Origin of the sequence: Bacillus paramycoides, from assembly GCF_001884235.1 — a bacterium.
GTDB classification, from domain to species: Bacteria; Bacillota; Bacilli; order Bacillales; family Bacillaceae_G; genus Bacillus_A; species Bacillus_A paramycoides.
Genome location: NZ_MAOI01000085.1, coordinates 1 through 24,334 on the forward strand (window position 1 = coordinate 1; position 24,334 = coordinate 24,334).

Here is a 24,334-nt window from a genome sequence, read left to right on the forward strand (position 1 = left end):
ACTTTTGTTTATACCACCATTAGTGGTTTTATATATAGTTTTGGCTCGGTAGCTCAGTCGGTAGAGCAGAGGACTGAAAATCCTCGTGTCGGCGGTTCGATTCCGTCCCGAGCCACTCTCAGGATATTAAGTGGGCCCACTTAATATCCTTTTTATTTATGTAATTTTACAAAATTGAGTAGTTATTTTAAAATAGAATGAGGAGCCTCTAGCAGTTGAAGCTAGAGGTTTTTCTATAGATCGTATAGGATTCCGTGTAAAAGTGGATCATACATGGGTCTATGAGAATAGAGGAGAAAATACTTAAACAAAGGGTACGGTCATATAGGGACATACTATATAAACGTCAGTGTGTTTAAGGATTATTGACCATATTTTTATAAGGAGGAAATAGACGATGATGGGAAAGAAAATTTTAGTAGTTGACGATGAAAAGCCGATTGCAGATATTTTAAAGTTTAACCTAGAAAAAGAAGGTTTTGAAATTGTAATGGCGCATGATGGTGATGAGGCAATTGAGAAGGCAAATGAAGAACAGCCAGATATGGTTTTATTAGATATTATGTTACCGGGAAAAGATGGCTTAGAGGTATGTCGTGAAATACGTAAAAGCTCAGAAATGCCAATTATTATGCTTACAGCAAAAGACTCTGAAATTGATAAAGTATTAGGGCTTGAGCTTGGAGCAGATGATTATGTAACGAAGCCATTTAGCACGAGGGAGTTGCTTGCGCGTGTGAAAGCGAATTTACGTCGCCATCAGCAGGGTGGTGCAGCAGAAAAAGAAGAAAATACTGAAATGGTTATTGGACCAATCGTTATTAATCCGAATGCTTATAGTGTGACAAAGCGTGAAGAAAGCATCGAACTTACACATCGCGAATTTGAATTACTACATTATTTAGCGAAGCATCTAGGACAAGTTATGACACGTGAACATTTATTGCAAACAGTTTGGGGTTATGATTATTTTGGAGATGTACGTACAGTGGATGTAACGGTACGTCGTTTACGTGAAAAAATTGAAGATAATCCAAGTCACCCTACTTTAATTGTAACTAGACGTGGGGTAGGGTATTACTTGCGTGACCCAGAGCAGGAATAGTATATGAAGAAAGTCGGTTTTTTTCAATCTATTCATTTAAAATTTGTGCTTATATATATGCTATTGATATTAATAGCGATGCAAGTTATTGGCGTATATTTCGTCAGGGAATTAGAAAAAAGCCTTGTAAAAGGTTTTCAAGATTCCTTAACGCAGCAAACAAACTTACTTTCTTATAACTTGAAGCAAGAGTTTGTAAAAGAGCGTCCTAAAACAGAATCAGTAGATAAGGCTATTAAGGAATCGATTCAAAAATTTGCATCAGACCGTAAGAAAGACATTCAAGAAGTAAGTGTAATTGACGCCAATAGAAAATTGATGGCAATTTCAGACGCGTCTAAGCAAAATAAGGTAGGAAGAATGTCAACAGATAGAGCTGTACAACGGGTAATGGTACAAAAGAAACCAGAGTCAAAGATTGAGAAAGATGGACAGACAGGCCATCGAGTTCAAGTTATGATTACGCCTATTTTAAAAGAACCAGGCGGAGAGGTACTTGGCGTCATTCATATTGTTGCATCTATGGAAGATGTGTATAAACAAATGAAGGATATAAATCAAATTTTTGCAACGGGGACAGTAATTGCCTTATTAGTAACAGCTGTACTTGGAATTTTATTGGCTCAAACAATTACGAGACCAATTTCAGATATGCGAAGACAAGCAATTGAAATGGCGAAAGGAAATTATTCGCGAAAAGTAAAGGTGCATAGTCATGATGAAATTGGACAACTAGCATTATCTTTTAATAATTTATCTAAAAAATTACAACAAGCTCGTTCCTCAACAGAAAGTGAAAGACGAAAATTATCATCTGTTTTATCACATATGACAGATGGGGTAATCGCTACTGATCGAAAAGGGGATATTATTTTATTAAATGATCCTGCGGAAAAAATGTTAAATGTTTCGCGTGAAACAGCGCTAGATCAATCGGTATTAGAAGTGCTAGGGATACAAGAAGAATTTACACTGGATCATTTATATGAAGAACCCGATTCAGTTTTATTAGACTTTAGTACGAGAAATGAACCGTATATTTTACGTGCTAGTTTCTCTGTTATTCAAAAAGAAACAGGGAAGGCAAATGGTTTAATTGCTGTATTATATGATGTAACAGAGCAGGAGCGCATAGAACGAGAGCGCCGTGAGTTTGTTGCAAACGTATCTCATGAGTTAAGAACGCCGTTAACGACGATGCGCAGTTACTTAGAAGCACTTACTGATGGAGCATGGCAAGATCCGAATATTGCACCACAATTTTTAACGGTTACACAAGAGGAAACAGAAAGAATGATCAGGCTTGTAAATGCATTGTTACAACTATCTAAACTAGATAGTACAGAACATCGTTTAATGAAGGAGTTTGTCGACTTTACTGACTTCTTTAACAATGTTATCGATCGCTTTGAAATGTCCAAAGAGCAAAATGTAAGTTTCAAACGATCTTTCTCTAAGAAATCTCGATTTATTGATATGGATTCGGACAAAATTACACAAGTTTTATATAACATTATTTCCAATGCATTAAAGTATTCACCGGAAGGTGGCACAGTAACATATCGCCTACGTGATCGCGGGGAGTTATTAGAAATTAGTGTGAGTGATCAAGGAATGGGAATTCCGAAAGAAAATGTAGAGAAAATCTTTGAACGTTTTTATCGTGTGGATAAAGCGCGTTCGAGACAGATGGGTGGTACAGGCCTTGGGTTAGCTATTGCGAAAGAGATGATTGAGGCACATGGCGGCTCGATTTGGGCGAAGAGTGAAGAAGGAAAAGGGACAACTATTTATTTCACATTGCCAATGGCGGCAGATGAAGAGGACGATTGGGAATGAGCATGGAAAACTTTAAAACGATAGTTCTAATTAATTTAGTTGTCATTAGCCTATTTCTTACTTTTAACCTATGGACATATGTTCCTGATTCTACTTCCATGCAAAACACAAAATTCGTTCAAGGTAACGAAGATATAAATCCAATAAAGATTTCGGAGATTGTTCGCCCATCTTCTGTCATTATTCATAAAGAGAAAAATCATTATGTGAGCGAAAATAAGGAAAATGTGGATTCAATTTATAAAATTCTTGAAAATGGAGAATTACATGATTTTAGGGAGATAACAGGGTCAGTTCCTAAAGGTGATTTTCTTTCTTATGTACACGGAGAAGAAAAAATTGAATTTGTTTTCCCTACAAATATCCCACTGGATACGATTAAAAGTATGTTTAATATTAAAGATAAAAACATAGAAAGTAACAGAAGTTTTAATCGTATTATAATTGACCCTTCTCGAAGCAAGGATCAAGAAATTAAAGTTAATTTTGTTTCCTATGATACTTCTCGTAAAATATATCAAGCGACATTGACTGGTGCTTACGTGAAGGATATTTTGAATGCTCAAAATCAACTTATAACAGTAGCAAGACCATATTTTGAATATCAAATAAATGATACAAAAAAACTTTTTTTACCAGATGGGATTACGGAATTAAGTAAGGTAGAGTATATTACATCTAAACTAGAAGTGGATACGTTTAAAAATGCTTTATTTAGTGATCCACGCTATTTAAGTCCTATTTCTGAGAAAACAAAGGAAACATTTACGGATGGTATCCGTTCTATGGAAATTGATAAGTCGAATGCAATGTTGAAATATAAAAACTCCGCTGTACATAGCGATAAAACTACAGATAATGCAATAATTTTACAAAAAAGTTTTGACTTTGTAAGTGGGCATAGTGGCACTTTAAAGTTTTATCGTTTTGATTACATTAGTAAGGGGAAAACTTCATTCCGTTTATATGAAGGCGGCTTGCCTGTATTTAATGCAGATGGAATCGCTGAATTAAAACAAGCGTGGGGTTCAGGTGAAGTCATGCAGTATGAAAGACCTCTTTATAATTTAAGTTTCAGTTTACCGAATAAACAACCAACAACTTCTCTTGCATCAGGTCATACGGTGATGACATCATTAGAAAATAATCCGGAAATTGACAAAAATTCAATTCAGGATGTTGGGATTGGTTATAAATTATCATTGGAACCTTCCATCAACGCAGGGAAAATGGGTATTTTACAGCCGATATGGTATGTAAAATATGATGAAGAAGGTAAGCAACAAATATTTGAGTGGAGTGAGGGGGGACTAAATGGATTGGGATCGAATTAAAACGATATTTATTGTGACCTTTTTTGTTTTAGACCTCTTTCTTATTTTTCAATTCATTCAAAAGCAAGGTAGTAATCAATTGGAGCTTGTGGCGGAAACAAAGATCGATCAACAATTAAAAGCTGAAAAAATTACTATGGGGAATTTTCCTAAAGAACCGAAAAAAGAGTCACTTATAATGGCGAAAAATAAGGCTTTCAAAGAAGAGGATGTGCAATCTTTAAAAAATCAAACGGCACACTTGCAAGGCGAATATCAAATAGAGAGTAAATTAAAAGAGCCTTTTTTAAATACGAAATCATTGTCAAAAGATAAGTATAATGACTTTTTGAAAAATTATGTGCTAGATGGACAAAAATATGAGTTTGGAGCAATAAAGGACTCAAAAATTTACTTCTTTCAAAAGTATAAAGATAAACCAATTTTCTACAATGAGCGTGCGATGATCGTTGTGGATTTAAATGAAAAGAATGAGCTTGTTTCGTATACACAAACGATGTTAACGGATTTAAAGGAAATGGGCGAAAGTGAAAAAACGAAAGAGCAAGAAATCATTACTGCTCAAACGGCTTTAGTGAATTTATATTTAAAAAATAAAATTGCGGACAATACGCATGTGAAAGAGGCGCAGGTCGGATATGCGACTCTTGCAGAGTCTTCTTCTAATATACAAGTGCTTGCCCCAACATGGAACTTAAAGACAGAGCAAAAAAAGGACTTTTTTGTGAATGCAATTGAAGGACAAGTCATGGAATTAGGCGAAAATCAAGTGCCTGAAGAATATAATGGAGTGAGAAAGAATGAGCATGCAGTTTAGTGTACTTGCAAGTGGAAGTACAGGGAATATGTTATATGTAGGAACGGATGAAAAAAAATTGCTCGTCGATGCAGGCTTAAGTGGTAAAGCTACAGAGGCTTTGTTTAAACAAGCTGAACTGAATATAAATGACATATCAGGTATTCTTGTAACACATGAGCATAGTGATCATATTAAAGGGTTAGGTGTATTGGCACGTAAATATGATTTACCTGTTTATGCGAACGAGAAAACATGGAATGCGATGGAACACTTAATAGGCAATATCCCAACTGATCAAAAATTTATTTTCTCAGTTGGGGATGTGAAAACATTTGGCGATATTGAAGTTGAATCATTTGGTGTTTCTCATGATGCAGCAGAGCCGATGTTTTACGCTTTTCATAATAATAATAGAAAGTTAGCTCTTATTACAGATACTGGCTACGTAAGTGATCGTATGAAGGGTGTTATTAAGGGAGCGAATGCTTTCGTATTTGAAAGTAATCATGATGTTGAAATGCTTCGTATGGGACGATATCCATGGAGCATTAAACGACGTATATTAAGTGATGTAGGTCACGTTTGTAATGAGGACGCCGCATTAGCGATGGCGGATGTTATTACAGACGAGACAAAACATATTTATTTAGCACATTTAAGCTTAGATAATAACATGAAAGAATTAGCGCGTATGTCTGTATCACAAGTATTAGAAGAAAAAGGTTTTGGCGTTGGAGAATCTTTTGAAATACATGATACAGACCCGAAAATGCCTACGAAAATTCAATACGTATAATTCTTCATTTTAGTAAACAATAAAGGTGAATATAGTTGTTTTTAGGAAGATAGGTGAACAAATATGTCCTTTATTGATGAAGAAAAATATCGTATAAAACGTGCGGGTAAAAAGAAGCGTAAAGGTATTGTAGTTTCTAGCATAGCGGGAACAATTGTAGGGGCTTCATTATTCGCATTTGGAGCCCCTTTATTTTCGAATCATGCAGGTACGCTTCCACAAGCTGAAGCAAGTGGAAAAAATATGGCTCAAGCCCAAGCTGGAAATGTTCCAGCTAAACAGATTAGCTTTGTAGATGCTGTTGATCGTGCGTCTGAAGCAGTTGTTGGTGTTATTAATATTCAGCGAGATGATTTTTCAGAGGCGGATTCAGAGGCGGGTACAGGCTCTGGTGTGATTTATAGGAGGACAGATGGACATGCTTATATTGTAACAAATAACCACGTTGTTGCTGGAGCGAATCGTATTGAAGTGAGCCTGAGTGACGGTAAGAAGGTTCAGGGTAAAGTATTAGGAACCGATGTAGTCACAGATTTAGCAGTACTAGAAATAGATGCGAAGTATGTGAAAAAAGTGATTGAAATTGGCGACTCTAATACTGTTCGTAGAGGAGAGCCGGTTATTGCGATTGGAAATCCACTAGGATTACAATTTTCTGGGACTGTCACACAAGGTATTATTTCGGCTAACGAGCGTATTGTTCCTGTAGATTTAAATCAAGATGGACATTACGATTGGCAAGTAGAAGTATTGCAAACAGATGCGGCAATTAATCCAGGTAATAGTGGTGGTGCACTTGTAAATGCAGCAGGACAATTAATTGGCATTAACTCAATGAAAATTGCAGCAAAAGAAGTAGAAGGAATTGGACTAGCTATTCCAATTACAAGAGCCGTCCCTGTTATGAATGAACTTGAGAAATACGGTAAAGTAAAAAGACCTTATGTTGGAATTGAACTAAGATCATTAAACGAGATTCCGAATTATTATTGGTCAAAAACGTTACATTTACCAGACAACGTAACGGAAGGAGTTTGCATTTTAGATGTGAAAAGTCCTTCGCCAGGTACGGATGCTGGCTTGCGAGAACATGACGTTATTGTGGCGGTAGATGGAAAACCGGTGCAAGATATTATTGGGTTCCGCACGGCCTTATATAATAAAAAAATTAACGATAAAATGACTCTTACGTTTTATCGTGGCACAAAACGAGCGACAACAACGGTGAAATTAGGCATTCAAAAGTATTAAAAACAGGAGGGCCTACCTCCTGTTTTCTATTGTAGAAAAGTGAGGTGAGGAATATGAATTTACCTTGTTGTTTAGAACACGTTGAATTAGCACTAGATATCATTGTGGATGAGTGTGAAGTTGCGCCAGTTATTAACAATGTGGATAACTCTGAAAAAGAGAAGAAAACATGTGAATTTTGTCAAAATGAGGCGACATATGTTGTATCGAACACAGATTCTCACACAATATGTGGGTAACATTTGTGGATATGTGGATAAGTTATGTGGATAACGTGTTTGTAAGGTGGGGAATAAATGTGAATATCTCGATTATTTCAATCGGAAAATTAAAAGAAAAATACTTGAAACAAGGTATAGCAGAATACTTAAAACGATTATCTTCTTATGCAAAAGTAGAAGTAATTGAATTACCGGATGAAAAGGCACCAGAAAATTTAAGTGAAGCAGAAATGTTAATTGTAAAAGAAAAAGAAGGTATACGTATACTGGATAAAATTTCTGATGATACGCATGTCATTGCGCTAGCTATAGAAGGAAAACAAAAATCATCAGAAGAGTTTGCAGCAAGTCTAGATCGTCTTGCAACATACGGAAAGAGTAAAGTAGCGTTTGTAATTGGTGGATCACTTGGACTTAGCTCAGAAGTAATGAAGCGTTCAAACGAATCTCTTTCTTTCTCAAAGATGACATTACCACATCAATTAATGCGTCTAGTATTGCTTGAGCAAGTATATAGGGCGTTTCGGATTAATCGCGGTGAACCGTATCATAAGTAAGTGAGGTATTCTATGTAAAACAAGGGTAAGAAAAGAATACAGGAGAAAATCGAAAATGGCAGGTTGGTCTTGATTTTCACTGATATTATCATGTTTATTTTATTATGCCTATAATTGGGGGCTATGTGAATGTTAAGTGATCAGGCGAGATATTCTAGGCTCGCGAATATAACAAAAATAATAAATACAAAATTAGAACTACGTGAAGTATTGCAGCGTGTAACAATGGCGATATCAGAGGAGATTGTTCAATGCAACGCTGTTGGAATTTATTTACCCCAGGAAGATGGAACATTTAGAGGGTTTGCAGGAAAACCAGAGACCATAAATGGCGTAACGCTCGATACTCAGGTAATTGATCCTGAAATAGACTTACTGGCAAAAGAAGTTATTGAAACCAAGAAAACCATCTATATCCCTGATACCTCAAAGGATCATCGGCCAGATCCGAGATCAGTTGATGCGTTCAAAATTAAGTCCTTATTAGTCCTGCCTATCTCATTTGGGCAAGAGTTATTTGGTCTGGTTTTTTTATTTGATTATGGAACTCCAATGAACCTAACAGATTCAGAAATTCAAAGTGTTGAAGCTTATGTAAATATGGCTGCGGTCGCAATTCAAAACGCAAATAATTTAACACAAAAGGAAAACCTTATCGCCGAGAAGCAGCTGTTACTAAATGTTACCCGTGATTTATCAATGTGTTCCTCGATACAGGAGAGTTTTGATAAATGTTTTTTTTACTTAGGACAGATTTTAGAGAGTAAAAACATGGCTGCCCACCTTTTAGACCCGCTAGACAAAACAACGATTAAAACGACGAAGTTAAGCAAGGACTGTGATTGGACAGAAGCGGATTGGATGGAGAAAAGCTATGAAGCCAAGATCCAAGAGGTTATTCAAACAAAAAATATAGATAGTAAGGGTCTACTGATGATTCCATTGGTTTCAATGGGGGAAGTATTAGGGATAATCGTCGTTGGCAAAGAGGGAAAAGCTCACAATTACGATAATTCCCAAATTCAACTGGCAAAATCTATCGTTGATGCCACAGCTCCTACGTTTTCAAACTTGTTATATATGGATCAACTTGAAAGCATGGTGGAAGAGCGAACGAGAGAACTGGCTGTTGCTAATGAAAAAGTTATAAGTGTGATTGAAAGTATTACGGATGGATTCTTTACTTTGAATAATAAATGGGAATTTACGTACGTAAATAAGCATCAATATTTACCACAAAGAAAAACAGCAAAAGATGTATTAGGCAAGAATATATGGGAAGTTTTCCCGATTAGCGTCGACACAGTTATGTATAAGGAATTTCATCGTGCGAGGTCAGAGCGAACTACAGTTCATTTCGAATTTCTTCTTACCCCTGATGAATATTGGCACGAAGTTATTGCATACCCGTATGATGATGGTATTTGTTGTATTTTTAAAAACATAACGGAAAAAAAGCAATATGAACAGGAATTGAAAAGGTTATCCAACATAGAGTTAATAGGGCAAATGGCAGCAGGTATTAGCCACGAGATTAGAAATCCAATGACAACAGTACGAGGATTTTTGCAGTTATTAAAAGAAGAGAACAGCTATGAGAACCATAATAAGTACTTTAATTTAATGATTGAAGAACTTGACCGTTCCAATTCTATTATTACTGAATTTCTCTCAATGGGTAATACAAGGAAATCAGATTTGCAGATGTTAGATTTAAATTCAATTATTCACGATATTATTCCTTTAATAAAGATTGATACGTATAATCAAAATAAATATATTCAAGTCGATACAAATGACATTCCGGAATTACTTTTAAACCGTAATGAGATACGACAATTATTACTAAACCTATACCGTAATGGCTTAGAAGCGATGAGCACAGAGAAAGTTCTAACCATTAGCACCTACAAGGAAGGTCAAAATTGTGCGGTGCTTGCAGTACAGGATCAAGGAAAAGGTATCAAGCCTGAAGTATTAGAGAAACTGGGTACTCCATTTTACACGACCAAAGATAATGGAACTGGATTGGGATTAGGTGTATGTTATGCTATTGCCGCCCGCCATAATGCAAAAATAGAAATTCAAACAGGATCGGAAGGCACTACCTTTTTTGTTAAATTTAATTATGAAAATAATAAAAAATAACCTCATTTAGATTAGTTACGGTGAACCGTATCATAAATAGTGGATAGTAATCGAAAGTTAATACTGCTTTGTGTATTAACATATTGAATAAAAAATATGATCAAGAAAAAAAGCACTTATCTTTACAGGATAGAGTGCTTTTTTATACGCACTTTATAATTTTAGATGTAACTGCTACGTAATGAAAATGTACAATAAATATAGGGATATGCAAGTGTTTGGTAAAATCAAGTATACTCAATAGAGGAGAAAAGAAGTATTAGATGTAATTAGGGGGGCTTAACATACTTAGGGGAAATATGAAAAAAATACTTATATCATTACTAAAAAATCCATTAGTAATAATCGTATACTGGATTTTTTGCTATGAGTTAGCTTTATTATGTATGTATGGAAGAATCAATAATAATATTTATATTTGGTTATTATCTATAGCATTTTTAATACTTATCATTATATTTACTACAATTAAAGTTATAAAAAATAGGGAACGTGAATCGTCCAAATTATTAAATGTAAAGGGATGGAAATACATTTCCGTTATCATCCTTATCTTTATAACGTCTTTTTATGGGATGAAAATTTATAAAAGTGCAACGAATTATGGTGGTAAACTAGCATGGTTTATAGAAAGCGTAAAAAACGAAAGATCAGTTAAACTTGAGCGTGATAATATATATAAGTATGGTGTAGAGGGTATTTTTGAAGATATAAATAAGAAATATACTTTGCCAAAGAAGTTATATATGTCGGATGATTTTACTTTGGAATTTAAATCAGATGGAACAATTATATCATTTGATACTTTTCTTTATGGAAAAAATGCTGCTGGAAAAGAGGAAAGCTACTTAATATCTTATAATAAAAATAAATCAAAAGATATTTTTGTAGGATTAAATGGGTATGTTAACGCTGATTATAATGAAGATAAATTAGTAAAACCTTTAATTAAAACAGTTCAAGCTATTCCAGTTAAACAAACTGTCAGTAAGTGGAATGAAGATAAGTATGGGCTGGTTTATTATGGGAAAAGGAACTGGGGTTACAATGGAGAAGGAATTATTAATATTAATAAAGATGGGAAATTAGAGAAGCTTGAAGAAGCAAAATCCGAAATAATTGGATATACGGTATCTATATTTATCCCTGGAAAAGAGAAAGAGATAGTACCTGCTAGATATAATTTACTAGGTGACCCAAATTGGAGTAAGGAAAGTAGTTCTAAAAAGAAAAAGAAGGATTTAACTAATAATAATGAGCAATTTTACTTTTCAAAAGAAGTGGGTTATAAACTAGATGTTACAGATAAAGCATTAGGGAGTACCTTTTATTCCCTAAGCAAGACAATTGATGGTGGGGAAACATGGGGAGTTATAAATGAGGACCCGTTCAATGAAGCGGTTGGTAGTGCATCAGGAATCATCTTTTTTAATGAAAAGCTCGGATTTTTAAGGGCAGCCAGACCCTCTGGCAATGAAGGGAGGCTATACCGTACAGATGATGGTGGTATAACTTTTAAAAAGGTGAGCTATACGAATTATGAAGTGAAACTAGAAAGTGGACAGGTAATAAATCCGTTTGATTTTCCTAATCTGCCTTATGAGAAGGATGGAGTTTTTAACATGCTAGTAGGGCAAGGAGCAGATGGAGACTACAATGGTAATAGTAGTATACTTTATCAATCAAAAAATCAAGGTGAAACATGGGAGTATGTAAAAGAGGTTAAAGATAATTAATAGTGGGAAAGATCATTGGATAAAAATCACCGATGGTCTTTTAAACATTACTAGGTGGTATGTAGATTTCCTAAAATAAGTATGTTTCTATTTCCATAAAAATGTGCTGTAATATGAAGAGGAAAAAGTATAAGTAGTTAGAGAAGTGAGGAATTGAAGGTGAAGAAGTTTAAGAAGTTTTACTTGGAGATTACAAGTGTATGTAATCTTGCATGCAGCTTTTGTCCGCCGACGGAAAGGCAGAAGCAATTCATTTCTGTGGAGGATTTTGCTAAAAGATTAGATCAAATTAAACCTCACACAGACTACATTTATTTGCACGTGAAGGGGGAGCCATTACTCCATCCGAAAATAGATCAATTATTAGATTTAAGCCATGAAAAGGGGTTTAAAGTTAATATTACAACGAATGGAACGTTAATTAATAAGAGAAGGCATAGATTGTTAAATAAACCTGCATTAAGACAAATGAATTTTTCGCTGCACAGTTTTGATGGACACCCGGGATCGCAAGATAAAGAGGGCTATGTAAGGAGCATACTTTCTTTCATTAGAGAGGCGACAAGTCAATCGGATTTAATTGTTTCGCTAAGATTATGGAATTTAACTCAGGACAACAAAACGAATCTTGAAATTCAGCGGAATAGAGAGCTATTATCTATTATCGAAAAAGAATTTGATCTTTCTTATAAAATTGAAGAGAAGCTTACACCAGGAAAAGGTATAAAAATTGCGGAACGTGTATTTATTAATCAAGATTATGAATTCCAGTGGCCAGCATTACATGAAGAAGAGGATGATGGAAAAGGTTTCTGTCATGGCTTACGTAATCAGGCTGGAATTTTAGCGAACGGAACTGTTATTCCTTGTTGTTTAGATGGTGAGGGGATTATTAATCTTGGGAATATTAATAATGATTCATTCTCTAATATTATTGAGGGCGATAGAGCGAAAAATATTGTAGATGGATTTTCAAAAAGGGTTGCGGTAGAAGAATTATGTAGAAAGTGCGGATACCGCAAAAGATTTGGAAAGTAGATATAGAATAAGCCCTCATAAAGCGAGGGCTTATTTTTATCCCGCAAAAGCCCGATTGGTGTGGGCTAATAATCAGCGGGGATGGACAAAACCCCCACTGATTAAAGTTTCACTTTATTCCTGATAAGAACGTTCTAATTCATCAATTAATGAACCGACATAAGAAACAGCTTTACGGATTGCATCTGGTTTTGACATGTCTACTCCAGCGTGTTTCATTAATTCGAGTGGTTTCATTGTACCACCTGCACGAAGTACATTGAGCCAGCGATCAACAGCAGGCTGTCCCTCTTCCTTAATCATTTGGGCTACAGCGGTAGATGCAGTTAGGCCTGCTGAATATGTGTAAGAATATAAGCCCATATAATAGTGAGGTTGACGCATCCATGTTAAACCAGCACCTTCATCAATTTCTACTGAATCTCCCCAGAATGTAGAAAGGACATTCGTTTTTATGTCAGTTAAAGTTGTAGCAGTAAGCGCTTGCCCTTCTTCTGCTAAGGAATATACTCTGCGTTGATATTCACCCTCAAGTAAATGAGTAACAAAGTTATGATAATATGTGCCGAGTAGTTGCAAAATGATCCATCTACGCATTCTCTTATCCTCATTTGTCGCGAGTAGATGCTGTGCTAATAGTAATTCATTCATTGTTGAAGGTGCTTCCACAAAGTACATAGATGGACGTACGTTCATAATACGCTGATTCTTATTTGCTAAATAAAAATGACCAGCATGTCCAAATTCGTGAGCTAATGTGAAACATCCGCGCATCGTATTTTGCCATGTAATCAAAATATAAGGGTGAGAACCGTACGGGCTAGAGCAGAAGGCACCTGTTGATTTTCCAACGTTATCTGCAAGGTCTACCCATCTTTCTTTAAACCCCTTTTCGATAATAGCATTATATTCCGCTCCTAATACTTTTAAAGACTCTTGAATTAGTTTACCAGCTTCTTCGTATGTGATTGTCGGATTAAACTCAGGATCTAAAGGTGCGTGTAAGTCACAGAAAAGCATTTGATCAAGCCCTAATACTTTCTTTTTTAAATCTGCAAAACGGCGCATATGAGGTGCTAATTCGTTATAAATAATATCTAGTTGGTTGTTATACATTTCAAGTGGAACTTTTTGAGGCTCTAAAAGCATATGAGTAACGGATTCATATTTGCGTAAACGAGAAAGTGTCACTTGTTTTTTTACTTCAGTAGCATATGTTGTTGCAACTGTATTTTTATAGCGTTTCAATGTGGAAACAAATGATGAATATGCTTCTCTACGTATATATGCGCTTGGAGAAAATTCATATTTGCTTTCAAATAATGCAAATGATACAGGCAAATCATTTCCTTGTTCGTCCTGTATAGGAGTGAAATCCATATCCGCCAATTTAGTCATGCCGTAAATTTTATAGGGGGAACTATGAACTTCGCCGAGTGCAGCAAGGGCCTCCTCTGTTTCAGGTGAGAGAGTATGCTGTCTCTTTTTGATTACTTCTAATAATGATTTACGGAAAGGTTCGAGTTCTGTTTCCTCAGTTAAATATTTTTCAATCGTTCCTTCTCCAAATGAAAGAATTTCGTTATGAATAAAGGATCGTGCAGTATGCATTTTCGCACCTAGAGCTGAAATTTTGGAAGAGTTCGCTTGAATAACTGGATCTGTACGATCAGTAGATTCTTTTAAATTTGCATATGTGCTGAGTTTTGTTAACTTCATTAAAAGCTCTTCTTCTAAAAGTAGGCAATTTAATAAAGTGGCGGGATTAGTATGTAATTGTCCTTTAAATGCATCGAGTCTTTTTATATCATTTTCTAATACATTTAATGCAGTGTGCCACTCATTATCAGACTTATACAAATCAGAAAGATCCCATATTAGTTCAGTAGGAACTTCTTCGCGAATAGGGCGTTTCTCAATTACATCTTTCATTTAATGTATCCCCCTTATTTTAAGTATTTAAAAACATGATACTAGAAAATTCAGTTAAATGAAAATATTTAACAGTTTTATACATAAAAAAAGGACAAGCATAAAATGCTTGTCCTTCGAGTTAAATTTAAGAATTAATATACTTTGTCACCGTTGAAAATAGAGTTTTTCACGACAACATAATCTACAGTACGAATTGAGTCTAATTTTGTTCCACCAGCATAAGAGATAGAAGATTGAAGATCTTGTTCCATTTCGATTAAAGTGTCTTCTAAAGAACCTTTATGCTCAACGAACATTTTCTTACCTTCAACGTTTTTCTTCTCACCTTTTTGGAATTCAGAAGCTGAGCCGAAGTACTCTTTATAAAGTTTTCCATCTCTTTCAACTGTTTCCCCTGGAGACTCTTCATGACCAGCGAATAGAGAACCGATCATAACCATAGTCGCCCCAAATCGAATAGATTTAGCTACGTCGCCATGCGTACGAATACCGCCGTCAGCAATGATTGGCTTACTTGCAGCTTTTGCACACCAGCGAAGTGCAGCTAGCTGCCAACCACCAGTTCCAAAGCCTGTTTTAATTTTGGTAATACAAACTTTACCAGGTCCAATGCCAACTTTTGTTGCGTCAGCACCAGCGTTTTCTAATTCTCTTACCGCTTCTGGAGTTCCAACGTTTCCAGCGATAACGAAGCTTTCTGGTAAATGCTTTTTAATATGTTGAATCATGTTGATCACAGCATTAGAATGGCCGTGCGCGATATCGATTGTAATGTATTCAGGGGAAAGTTGCTCAGCAGCTAATTGTTGTACGAATTCATACTCGTCTTCTTTAACACCAACGCTGATTGAAGCAATTAATCCACGTGATTGCATATCTCTAATGAATGAGATTCGTTTCTCTGGTTGGAAACGATGCATAATGTAGAAGTAATTATTTTCAGCTAAATAAGTTGCGATTCTTTCATCAATAATCGTTTGCATATTTGCAGGTACGACAGGTAATTTAAATGTATGTTTTCCTAAAGTGACAGTTGTATCACATTCAGATCGGCTATTTACAATGCATTTTGCAGGAATTAATTGAATGTCTTCATAATCAAATACGTTTTCCATCATTTACACCCCTAAAATACGAATATTTTATTTTTATTAATTAAAAATGTTCGTCCATAGGATAATTTACATCATTTTTATTAAGAAGTCAAAGATTTTCTTAACATTTTTTTGGAAATCAGCTAATATTTTTCGAAAATAACGTTAAAGACGAATTTAAATTGCTTTTTTATTTTTATTGTTCGTTTATAAAAAAGTAAGGAAAGTTGTGATAATTGCATAAGATTGTATGTATGCTTCTTATTTTAAGTGAGGAGACTGGGGGAATACGATGAGAAAATTAATGTTGATTATGGGAATCGTTTTGTTAGCTACTGTTGGATGTAGCGATAATGATGCATTTGAGAAAGCAAAGAAACAAGGGGACCTAGCATTAGAAAATAAAGAATATGATAGAGCAGTTGCGTCTTTTGAGTTGGCACTAAAAGAAAAAAAGGATGATCGGGAAGTAAAACTGAAAATGAATCAAGCAAGTAAAATGGTTGAAGCATTAAAGGAAAGTGATGTAGACCGAGCAATTGTATTATTAAGTGAAATTGAAAATAATCCTACTAATTCAGTAATAGCAAAGCAAGCAAAAGAGAAACGAGAAGTTTTAGTTAATCAAAAAGATGAGGAAGAAAAGTATAAGAAAATGCTTGCTAAAGTGGAAGATTTGAAAAATCAACAGAAGTTTATGGAAGTAAAAGAGCAACTGAACGTAATTATTAGAGAAACGCAAGGGAAAGAGCAATTTAAAGTATATTATCGAAATGCGAATGAACAAATTACACAGAGTGTGCCAAAGATGATTGATGAAGATAAAAGAAAGGATGGAAATCTTAAGGAAGAAAATAAAAATGAGGAAAAGCCGAAAGGAGAAGAGCCTAAGAAAGAAAGTGTTATTACAGGTCAAAAGGCAGAGTATATTAGTAAATTGAATAGTATTGATGAGAGCTTGAAGAAACTCGATTATTTATATGAGAAAGGGATTACAACTGAAATGAAGGAAGGAGAGGGAAAAAGATACGAGGCGTGGGATAAGGCCTTAAATGAGATTTATGCTGTTTTGAAAAAGCAGCTTCCTACGGGTGAGATGAACGCTTTAAGAGAGAAACAACGTGAATGGATTACGTATCGAGACCAAAAGGCAGAGAAGGCTTGGAATGAATCTGGGCAAGGAACATTGTCGGGGTTAGCAACTATTTCATCGAAGGCAAATAGTACGAGGGAAAGATGTTATCAGTTAGTTGAGCAGTATATGAAATGATAGAGGTTTGTTTTTATAACGGAATTATATTCTTAAAAGCTTTTTTGGAATAGAAAATCCTCTTATTTATTCTTATATAAAAAGGCGAATCACGAATGATTCGCCTTTTTATGTGAGCTTTCAAGTATAATGAATAAGGTGATAATAACGCATATGATGATTCATTGATAGGAAAAGATAAATAAAGAAAATAATACAGGATAAAATGAGGTTAATATATGAATAAAAAAAGCTTTGCAGAGCATGCATTAAGTAAAGAAATAATAAGAGCACTTACTGGTCTAGGATATAATCATCCAACAGAGGTACAAGGAGAGGTTATTCCAGTTGCCTTACAAAAGAAGGACCTTGTTGTGAAGTCGCAGACTGGAAGTGGAAAAACCGCTTCATTCGGTATACCACTTTGTGAAATGGTGGAGTGGGAAGAGAATAAGCCACAAGCATTAGTATTAACACCAACGAGAGAACTTGCAGTGCAAGTAAAAGAAGATATTACGAATATAGGGCGCTTTAAAAGAATTAAGGCTGCCGCGGTTTATGGTAAATCTCCATTTGCACGCCAAAAATTAGAATTAAAGCAAAAGACACATATTGTAGTTGGGACTCCTGGCCGTGTGTTGGATCATATTGAAAAGGGTACTCTTTCTTTAGAGCGCCTGAAGTACTTGGTTATTGATGAAGCAGATGAAATGCTAAATATGGGTTTTATCGATCAAGTAGAGGCAATTATTGACGAATTACCTACGAAACGAATGACAATGCTATTTTCAGCAACACTCCCAGAAGATGTTGAAAAGTTATCTCGTACATATATGGATTCGCCAACTCATATTGAAATTAAGGCCGCTGGGATTACAACAGACAAAATTGAGCATACCCTTTTTGAGGTAAGAGAAGAGGAGAAACTTTCACTTCTTAAAGATGTAACAACGATTGAGAATCCAGATAGTTGTATTATTTTTTGTCGTACACAAGAAAACGTGGATCACGTATTTAGACAATTAAAACGTGTCAATTATCCTTGCGACAAAATACATGGCGGTATGGTACAAGAAGATCGTTTTGAAGTTATGGACGATTTTAGAAAAGGAAAGTTCCGTTATTTAGTAGCAACAGATGTAGCTGCGAGAGGGATTGATATTGATAATATTACACATGTTATTAATTATGATATCCCATTAGAAAAGGAAAGTTATGTACATCGTACAGGAAGAACGGGACGAGCTGGTAAGAACGGAAAAGCTATTACATTCATAACACCGTATGAAAATAGGTTTTTAGAAGAAATTGAGGAGTACATCGGCTTTGAAATTCAAAGGGCGCATGCACCTTCAAAAGAAGAAGTTATGAAAGGGAAAGGTGTATTTGAGGAGAAAATACATGCTAAACCAATTATAAAGAAGGATAAAAATGCAGACCTAAATAAAGGGATTATGAAACTGTACTTTAATGGCGGGAAGAAAAAGAAAATTAGGGCGGTAGATTTCGTCGGTACAATTGCTAAAATTAAAGGTGTTACAGCTGAAGATATAGGTATCATTACAATACAAGACAATGTTTCTTACGTTGAAATATTAAATGGAAAAGGACCGCTTGTATTAAAGGTCATGAAAAATACAACGATTAAAGGGAAACAATTAAAGGTTCATGAAGCAATTAAGTAAACAAAAAACTATCCACTTTAATAGGTGGATAGTTTTTTTGTTTCATTCGAAAGAAGTGGACATATAAATAAACGAGCATAAGGATAGCAGGGGATTTTAGGGAAATTGGATATCCATATTCGCTCCAATGATGAACCGTTGACCTTGCACGTGAAATTTAAAAACAAAAGAGGGTGTCTGAGAAACTTCTTCACATAATTTATTACAAGTTCATTTTGAAATGTTAATAAGAGAACCGGAAGGTGGAAGTAAATCAAAAAGGAAAAGGGATAAATAGGAAAATGAAGAACTTTTATATATATGCAAGTCTGAATTTTTAGATGAAATAGAGTGGGGGAAGAAGGATGATTCAATTTCCAAAAGCAGATGCTGAGCAATTTTTTAGATCGTATCGTATTGGCAAGTTTACAGTGAGTGAAGATGAAAAAAGATTAATTTTCAGTACAAATTTAAATGGTCATTCTAATTTATGGGCGATGGATTTACCAAACTTATCTCCTTATCCGTTAACATATTGTAATCAATCAAGCAATTTTATGAAAGTGGATCCTTTAAATCGATTTATTTTAGCTGGATTTGATAAAGATGGTGATGAAAATTATCATATTTATGCATTAAAACCAGAGGGTGGAGAATTACTTGAATTGATTCCAGCAGGAGAGAAAGAAAAGGATTATTATGTACATTTAACAGAAGATGGAGAACGATTATATTATGTTACGAGTAAAGATAACCCAAGCTTCTTTAATTCTCGCTGTTATAATTTGCGTACAAAAGAAGATATTCTCCTTTGTACGGGCGTAGAGACACCTACATATTTGAGTGCAGTGAGTCCAAATGAATCAAGCTTTATTGTCTTAAAATCGTATGGAAATACATATAATGTAGGATATGTGAAAAAGGGAGAGGAACTGATTTGTATGGTACCCTCCAGCGAAAAAGAACATATTATAACTTCCATTTGCTATGTCGATGAAAATACAGTGATTTTTGTTACAAATTATGAAGAAGAGTTTTCTTATGTGGCTTCTTTTGATTTGGATAAACAGGAATTCAAACCAATATGTAAAATAGAGAATGAGGAAGTATCCACTATAAAATGGCATGAAGAAACGAAAACTGGTTATATCGTTACAGCAAAAGGTGTTGAAGATAGGTTATATAGATTTGTATGGGGTACAAAGGAATTAATGCTATTAGATACTCCAGTGGATACGATAAAACAAATGGATATTTCTAAATCTGGAAATTTATATTTATTAGGTGAAAGTGCAACGAAAACAGCAAACATTTATTATAAGGAAAATGAAAGTACAGAGTGGGAGATGTTGACAAAAAACTATGTTATTGGTCTACATGAATCTTCTTTTGTTGAACCGGATGTTATAACATATTCTTCATTTGATGGATTAAATATAGAGGCATTATTATTTCGAGCGAAGGAAGAGGTACAAAACGGATATACAATATTTTGGCCCCATGGTGGTCCACAATGGGCTGAGATAAAGGACTTTACTGCATTGTTTCAATATTTATTAAGACAAGGATATAATATTTTCGCACCAAACTTTAGAGGAAGTACGAGATATGGTTCAACATTTACGAAAATGATCGAGGGTGATTGGGGAGAGGCTCCACGCTTAGATTGTGTAGCAGGAATAGAGTGGTTGTTTGAACAAGGTATTTCAACTGCAGATAAATTATTTGTTATGGGTGGAAGTTATGGTGGGTATATGACCCTATTACTTTATGGGCGCCATTCAGAATATTTTCGGGCGGCCATTGATCTTTTTGGACCTAGTAGTTTATTTAGCTTTATTGACTCTATGCCAGAAGAATGGAAGCCAATTGCTGTTAGTTTTATTGGTGATGTTGAGAAAGATAAAGATAAGCTTATGAAAGATTCACCAATCACATACTTGAATCAAATGAAAAAGCCACTTCTTATCGTTCAGGGGGCAAATGACCCTCGGGTTGTAAAGACAGAATCGGATCAAATTTTTCAAGCATTGCAAGGAAAAGAAGTCGATGTAGAATACATTGTACTTGAAGATGAAGGGCATGGATTTTCAAAGAAAGAAAATGAGATATATGTATATCGTCGTATAACAGAATTTTTAGCAAAGCATAAATGAAATAAATGGCACCCTTAGGGGGCCATTTATTTGTTTAAGATTCTTTTAGATCGTCAACAAGCTTCTCCGCTAAACGTCTATACATATTACTCATAGTCACGAAAGATGTTAGTAATAAAAACTTTTCTAGCCTTGGATCTTCTAAGGAAGAAACCTCGTTTACTTCCGTAACACGGTTAGTTACGTCGTGTTTAAAGTTTTCAACATTGGTTTCAGTTAGAGCAAGATAATCTTTATATAGAGTATCTAATTCGAATGTAGCGTCGTTTATTAAAGGTTCATTTATATTTTCTAAGGAACTTTTTATGTCGTTAATGGAGAGGGCTCCTTTTAATTGATAAATTAAGCTGATCAAAATCATATGCTCTTTTGAATACTTTTTATTTTTGATAGGGATGAACAATTTTCCTTTTGCGTAATTGTTAATCATTGTTTTTGTTAATACTTTTTCCTCATCGGTTCTCGTTGTATCTGCATAAGTATTCTCAAATAGTTGGACAACTTGGTCTACATATAAGTCGACAGTTGGGATATCCTCAAGTTTAATATTCTTTTCTAAACGTAATGTTTCCAGTAATTTATTTATATTTTCCACGTAGAACCCCTCACTTTTATAACATGGTGGAACTTAATGTTTGATATATCTTTAAATATGGTATTACGAAACAAATGAATTGTAAATGTTGACCTATATGAACATTATGTATATAATTACATGTAGTTATCAAAACTACATGTAATTATATGAGGGGTGTTTATATGAATGCTTATGTAAGAGAACCGGTTAATGCATTTACCCACTTAGGGGGGGCTGTATTATCATTTATTGCATTATTAGCTATGCTTGTGAAAGTTTCTGTTAAGATGCCATCTTTTGCTGCAATTACAGCTATTATTTTGTTTGGTATCGGGATGATGGTCCTTTATACAGCGTCAGCTGTATATCATAGTGTTGTAGCGAGTGAACGTGTTATTTATTTCTTTAGGAAGCTCGATCATTCGATGATTTTTATATTAATTGCAGGTACATATGCACCCTTTTGCTTAATTACATTACATTCCGCAAATGGCTTGCTATTATTTTGCTTAGTTTATGCAACTGCGATTTGCGGTATTGTTTTTAAAATGTTTTGGTTTAATTGTCCGAGATGGTTATCGACAGCAATTTATATTACGATGGGCTGGTTAATTGTTCTATTCTTTGCACCGTTAGCTGAGAATTTAAGCACAGGGGGCATCGTTTTCTTAGTGCTTGGGGGTATCTTTTATACAATTGGTGGGTTTATTTATGGTGCAAAACCGAAATGGTTAGAATTTAAACATATGGGGCATCATGAAATTTTTCATATTTTTGTATTGCTAGGTAGTCTTGCCCATTTTCTAAGTGTATATTGTTACGTAATTTAATGAAAAAAAAGCCACATTACCTCTATTATGTGGCTTTTTTGATTGCACAAGTGGAATCATTTATTATGCAAAATAATTATGGGATAAAATGTAATTTTATGTGTTCGCATAATAAACATATGGTAAGAAATATGTGATATACTTTGGGAAGCTTATAATGAATGAAATATGGAGGACTATAATTATGGCAATACTTGTAACAGGTGGAGCAGGATATATTGGTAGTCATACATGCGTGGAATTACTAAATAACGATTATGAAATTATAGTAGTAGACAACCTTTCGAATAGCTCAGTAGAGTCTATAAATCGAGTGAAAGAAATAACAGGAAAACAATTTAAGTTTTATAAAGAAGATATTTTAAATCGTGAGGCACTTGATACAATTTTTGAAGAAAATACAATTGAGGCTGTTATTCACTTTGCAGGTTTTAAAGCTGTAGGAGAATCAGTAGCAATTCCATTAACATACTATCATAACAACATTACAAGCACATTGGTACTATGTGAAGTGATGCAGAAGCATAATGTGAAGAAGATGATTTTTAGCTCATCTGCAACGGTATATGGTATCCCAGAAACATCACCAATTACGGAGGAGTTTCCATTAAGTGCAACCAATCCATATGGTCAAACGAAATTAATGATTGAACAAATTATGCGTGATGTAGCATTTGCTGATACGGAATGGAGTATCGCATTACTTCGCTATTTCAACCCATTTGGTGCACATAAGAGTGGGCGTATTGGAGAAGATCCAAATGGAATTCCCAATAATTTAATGCCATATGTAACACAAGTAGCTGTAGGTAAGCTAAAGGAATTAAGTGTATTTGGAAATGATTATCCAACAAAGGATGGTACAGGCATCCGTGATTATATTCACGTTGTAGACTTAGCGAATGGCCATGTAAAGGCACTTGAAAAAGTACTTGGCACTACTGGGATAGATGCATATAATCTCGGTACAGGTACTGGTTATAGTGTGTTAGAAATGGTTGAAGCATTTGAAAAGGTTTCAGGAAAGAAAGTTCCTTATAAAATTACGGAGCGTCGTCCTGGTGATGTAGCAGTATGCTTTGCCGATGCATCGAAAGCAAAGCGTGAACTAGGATGGGAAGCAACACGTGGATTAGAAGAGATGTGTGCAGATTCTTGGAGATGGCAATCAAATAACAAAAATGGCTATCTAGAAGTTTGATATACAGATAAAAAAATGACCTTTTTGCAGGAGCAAAAGGTCATTTTTTATTTATTTCCCATTAAGTTTATTAGCAAATTTAGTAAAGAAAGTTCGTTGTTTCATAGGAGCATTTGACTGACAAAATGTGTAGTAATCAATATTTTTAATGTAAGCAAAGAGTCGATAAATAGCATATGAGAATGTAATAGAAGACCCAATTGCAAAACTAATACCGTAGCCATTGAATCCAAATGGAAGTAGAAGAATACTTAATAATAGGTTTGCAAAAAAGAATAAAGCTGATGTTCGGAAGGCACCTTTACGATCCTCAAAGTATAAGAGTAGTAACGTAATAACGAGGACCATTCCATTTGCATAAGCACCTATTATAGTTAGTTGCAGAATAGAGTATTCAAGGATCATTTTTCCTGATTGTGAACTAAATATCCATATTATAAAAATAATAAGTAAAGAAAAAATACCTTGATTACGAAGTATGCGTTCTATCTCTTGTTTAAGAACAAAATTCATCGAATCTTTTAATTGTAAAATTGTATTTAATGTCCCTCCATTGTTCACCGAACCGAAGAACCTTTTATATCTTTCATAAAATCTTGTTTCAATGGATACTACGAAGAAAATATAGGTCGGAATAATGCTTAAATACGCCCAGAAAACAGAAGTATCATAAACTTTATGATAAATAAATGTATTTTCAATGAAGCATTCTGTTAACTTTCATAGAAATAAAAGGGAATAATTTAAAAATCATCCCAGGTCTTGTCTTGTTGTTAGAGTACGTTTATAATCAAATAATCCTAT

Annotated in this window: 19 protein-coding genes, 1 tRNA gene and 1 pseudogene; 17 read left to right on the plus strand and 4 right to left on the minus strand. The window is 34.7% G+C overall.

Going from position 1 to position 24,334, the window contains the following annotated elements:
• Positions 1–42: 42 nt before the first annotated feature.
• From BAU28_RS19210 to BAU28_RS19265, 12 genes are all read left to right on the plus strand, one after another.
• Positions 43–115 (plus strand) — tRNA-Phe (locus BAU28_RS19210).
• A gap of 282 nt (positions 116–397) precedes the next feature.
• Positions 398–1,105: a cell wall metabolism DNA-binding response regulator WalR gene (gene walR / locus BAU28_RS19215; protein ID WP_002174499.1), complete on the plus strand. Its 708-nt coding sequence runs from the start codon at positions 398–400 to the stop codon at positions 1,103–1,105.
• 3 nt (positions 1,106–1,108) lie between these two features.
• On the plus strand, positions 1,109–2,944 hold the full coding sequence (walK, locus tag BAU28_RS19220) for a cell wall metabolism sensor histidine kinase WalK (RefSeq protein WP_071719596.1): 1,836 nt from the start codon (positions 1,109–1,111) through the stop codon (positions 2,942–2,944).
• Positions 2,941–4,278, plus strand: coding sequence for a YycH family regulatory protein (locus BAU28_RS19225; RefSeq protein ID WP_071719597.1), 1,338 nt, complete (start codon positions 2,941–2,943; stop codon positions 4,276–4,278). Before walK ends, BAU28_RS19225 begins: the two co-directional genes overlap by 4 nt.
• On the plus strand, positions 4,259–5,095 hold the full coding sequence (locus BAU28_RS19230) for a two-component system regulatory protein YycI (RefSeq protein WP_071719598.1): 837 nt from the start codon (positions 4,259–4,261) through the stop codon (positions 5,093–5,095). The genes BAU28_RS19225 and BAU28_RS19230 overlap by 20 nt, the downstream gene beginning before the upstream one ends.
• Entirely contained in the window at positions 5,079–5,873 is a 795-nt protein-coding gene (locus tag BAU28_RS19235) for an MBL fold metallo-hydrolase (protein ID WP_002174495.1), read from the plus strand. The genes BAU28_RS19230 and BAU28_RS19235 overlap by 17 nt, the downstream gene beginning before the upstream one ends.
• A 63-nt stretch (positions 5,874–5,936) precedes the next feature.
• Positions 5,937–7,124 carry a S1C family serine protease gene (locus tag BAU28_RS19240; protein WP_071719599.1) on the plus strand — a complete coding sequence of 396 codons (1,188 nt, stop codon included), beginning with the start codon at positions 5,937–5,939 and terminating at the stop codon, positions 7,122–7,124.
• A 53-nt stretch (positions 7,125–7,177) separates the two neighbouring features.
• A complete protein-coding gene (locus tag BAU28_RS19245; protein WP_001052827.1) occupies positions 7,178–7,363 on the plus strand; it encodes a CxxH/CxxC protein in 186 nt (61 codons plus the stop codon).
• A gap of 59 nt (positions 7,364–7,422) precedes the next feature.
• Positions 7,423–7,902, plus strand: coding sequence for a 23S rRNA (pseudouridine(1915)-N(3))-methyltransferase RlmH (gene rlmH / locus BAU28_RS19250; RefSeq protein WP_002174493.1), 480 nt, complete (start codon positions 7,423–7,425; stop codon positions 7,900–7,902).
• Between the two features lie 129 nt (positions 7,903–8,031).
• Positions 8,032–10,050, plus strand: coding sequence for a GAF domain-containing sensor histidine kinase (locus tag BAU28_RS19255; RefSeq protein ID WP_071719600.1), 2,019 nt, complete (start codon positions 8,032–8,034; stop codon positions 10,048–10,050).
• A 299-nt stretch (positions 10,051–10,349) separates the two neighbouring features.
• Positions 10,350–11,786: a WD40/YVTN/BNR-like repeat-containing protein gene (locus BAU28_RS19260; RefSeq protein ID WP_071719601.1), complete on the plus strand. Its 1,437-nt coding sequence runs from the start codon at positions 10,350–10,352 to the stop codon at positions 11,784–11,786.
• Positions 11,787–11,945: 159 nt separating this feature from the next.
• On the plus strand, positions 11,946–12,824 hold the full coding sequence (locus tag BAU28_RS19265; protein ID WP_025146952.1) for a radical SAM/SPASM domain-containing protein: 879 nt from the start codon (positions 11,946–11,948) through the stop codon (positions 12,822–12,824).
• A gap of 114 nt (positions 12,825–12,938) precedes the next feature.
• Here the strand turns inward: BAU28_RS19265 and pepF are convergent, their stop codons facing one another.
• Both pepF and guaC read right to left on the minus strand, forming a co-directional pair.
• Positions 12,939–14,756, minus strand: a complete 1,818-nt coding sequence (gene pepF / locus BAU28_RS19270; RefSeq protein ID WP_071719602.1) for an oligoendopeptidase F — start codon at positions 14,754–14,756, stop codon at positions 12,939–12,941.
• Positions 14,757–14,890: 134 nt separating this feature from the next.
• Positions 14,891–15,874 (minus strand): GMP reductase, encoded by a 984-nt coding sequence (gene guaC, locus BAU28_RS19275; protein WP_071719603.1) that lies wholly within the window; start codon positions 15,872–15,874, stop codon positions 14,891–14,893.
• Between the two features lie 271 nt (positions 15,875–16,145).
• Here guaC and BAU28_RS19280 point away from each other — a divergent pair, with 271 nt between their 5' ends.
• From BAU28_RS19280 to BAU28_RS19290, 3 genes are all read left to right on the plus strand, one after another.
• Complete coding sequence (locus BAU28_RS19280) at positions 16,146–17,123, plus strand: lysozyme inhibitor LprI family protein (protein WP_071719604.1); 978 nt, start codon at positions 16,146–16,148, stop codon at positions 17,121–17,123.
• Between the two features lie 218 nt (positions 17,124–17,341).
• Positions 17,342–18,787 carry a DEAD/DEAH box helicase gene (locus BAU28_RS19285; RefSeq protein WP_071719605.1) on the plus strand — a complete coding sequence of 482 codons (1,446 nt, stop codon included), beginning with the start codon at positions 17,342–17,344 and terminating at the stop codon, positions 18,785–18,787.
• A gap of 344 nt (positions 18,788–19,131) precedes the next feature.
• A complete protein-coding gene (locus tag BAU28_RS19290; protein WP_071719606.1) occupies positions 19,132–20,922 on the plus strand; it encodes a S9 family peptidase in 1,791 nt (596 codons plus the stop codon).
• A gap of 34 nt (positions 20,923–20,956) precedes the next feature.
• Here BAU28_RS19290 and BAU28_RS19295 read toward each other — a convergent pair whose 3' ends face one another.
• Entirely contained in the window at positions 20,957–21,517 is a 561-nt protein-coding gene (locus tag BAU28_RS19295) for a DUF1836 domain-containing protein (RefSeq protein ID WP_071719607.1), read from the minus strand.
• A 164-nt stretch (positions 21,518–21,681) separates the two neighbouring features.
• Here BAU28_RS19295 and trhA point away from each other — a divergent pair, with 164 nt between their 5' ends.
• Together trhA and galE are read left to right on the plus strand one after the other, a co-directional pair.
• Positions 21,682–22,329, plus strand: a complete 648-nt coding sequence (gene trhA, locus BAU28_RS19300; protein WP_025146958.1) for a PAQR family membrane homeostasis protein TrhA — start codon at positions 21,682–21,684, stop codon at positions 22,327–22,329.
• Positions 22,330–22,513: 184 nt separating this feature from the next.
• A complete protein-coding gene (gene galE / locus BAU28_RS19305) occupies positions 22,514–23,530 on the plus strand; it encodes a UDP-glucose 4-epimerase GalE (protein WP_071719608.1) in 1,017 nt (338 codons plus the stop codon).
• Positions 23,531–23,581: 51 nt separating this feature from the next.
• Here galE and pelG read toward each other — a convergent pair.
• Positions 23,582–24,232, minus strand: a pseudogene (gene pelG, locus BAU28_RS19310) (exopolysaccharide Pel transporter PelG); the annotation flags it as partial.
• Between the last annotated feature and the right edge of the window lie 102 nt (positions 24,233–24,334).

Bases quoted from the DNA above. Each gene is read 5' to 3' on its own strand.
- walR (WP_002174499.1), top strand. From the start codon at position 398: ATGATGGGAAAGAAAATTTTAGTAGTTGACGATGAAAAGCCGATTGCA.
- walK (WP_071719596.1), top strand. From the start codon at position 1,109: ATGAAGAAAGTCGGTTTTTTTCAATCTATTCATTTAAAATTTGTGCTT.
- BAU28_RS19225 (WP_071719597.1), top strand. From the start codon at position 2,941: ATGAGCATGGAAAACTTTAAAACGATAGTTCTAATTAATTTAGTTGTC.
- BAU28_RS19230 (WP_071719598.1), top strand. From the start codon at position 4,259: ATGGATTGGGATCGAATTAAAACGATATTTATTGTGACCTTTTTTGTT.
- BAU28_RS19235 (WP_002174495.1), top strand. From the start codon at position 5,079: ATGAGCATGCAGTTTAGTGTACTTGCAAGTGGAAGTACAGGGAATATG.
- BAU28_RS19240 (WP_071719599.1), top strand. From the start codon at position 5,937: ATGTCCTTTATTGATGAAGAAAAATATCGTATAAAACGTGCGGGTAAA.
- BAU28_RS19245 (WP_001052827.1), top strand. From the start codon at position 7,178: ATGAATTTACCTTGTTGTTTAGAACACGTTGAATTAGCACTAGATATC.
- BAU28_RS19255 (WP_071719600.1), top strand. From the start codon at position 8,032: ATGTTAAGTGATCAGGCGAGATATTCTAGGCTCGCGAATATAACAAAA.
- BAU28_RS19260 (WP_071719601.1), top strand. From the start codon at position 10,350: ATGAAAAAAATACTTATATCATTACTAAAAAATCCATTAGTAATAATC.
- pepF (WP_071719602.1), bottom strand. From the start codon at position 14,756: ATGAAAGATGTAATTGAGAAACGCCCTATTCGCGAAGAAGTTCCTACT.
- guaC (WP_071719603.1), bottom strand. From the start codon at position 15,874: ATGGAAAACGTATTTGATTATGAAGACATTCAATTAATTCCTGCAAAA.
- BAU28_RS19280 (WP_071719604.1), top strand. From the start codon at position 16,146: ATGAGAAAATTAATGTTGATTATGGGAATCGTTTTGTTAGCTACTGTT.
- BAU28_RS19285 (WP_071719605.1), top strand. From the start codon at position 17,342: ATGAATAAAAAAAGCTTTGCAGAGCATGCATTAAGTAAAGAAATAATA.
- BAU28_RS19290 (WP_071719606.1), top strand. From the start codon at position 19,132: ATGATTCAATTTCCAAAAGCAGATGCTGAGCAATTTTTTAGATCGTAT.
- trhA (WP_025146958.1), top strand. From the start codon at position 21,682: ATGAATGCTTATGTAAGAGAACCGGTTAATGCATTTACCCACTTAGGG.
- galE (WP_071719608.1), top strand. From the start codon at position 22,514: ATGGCAATACTTGTAACAGGTGGAGCAGGATATATTGGTAGTCATACA.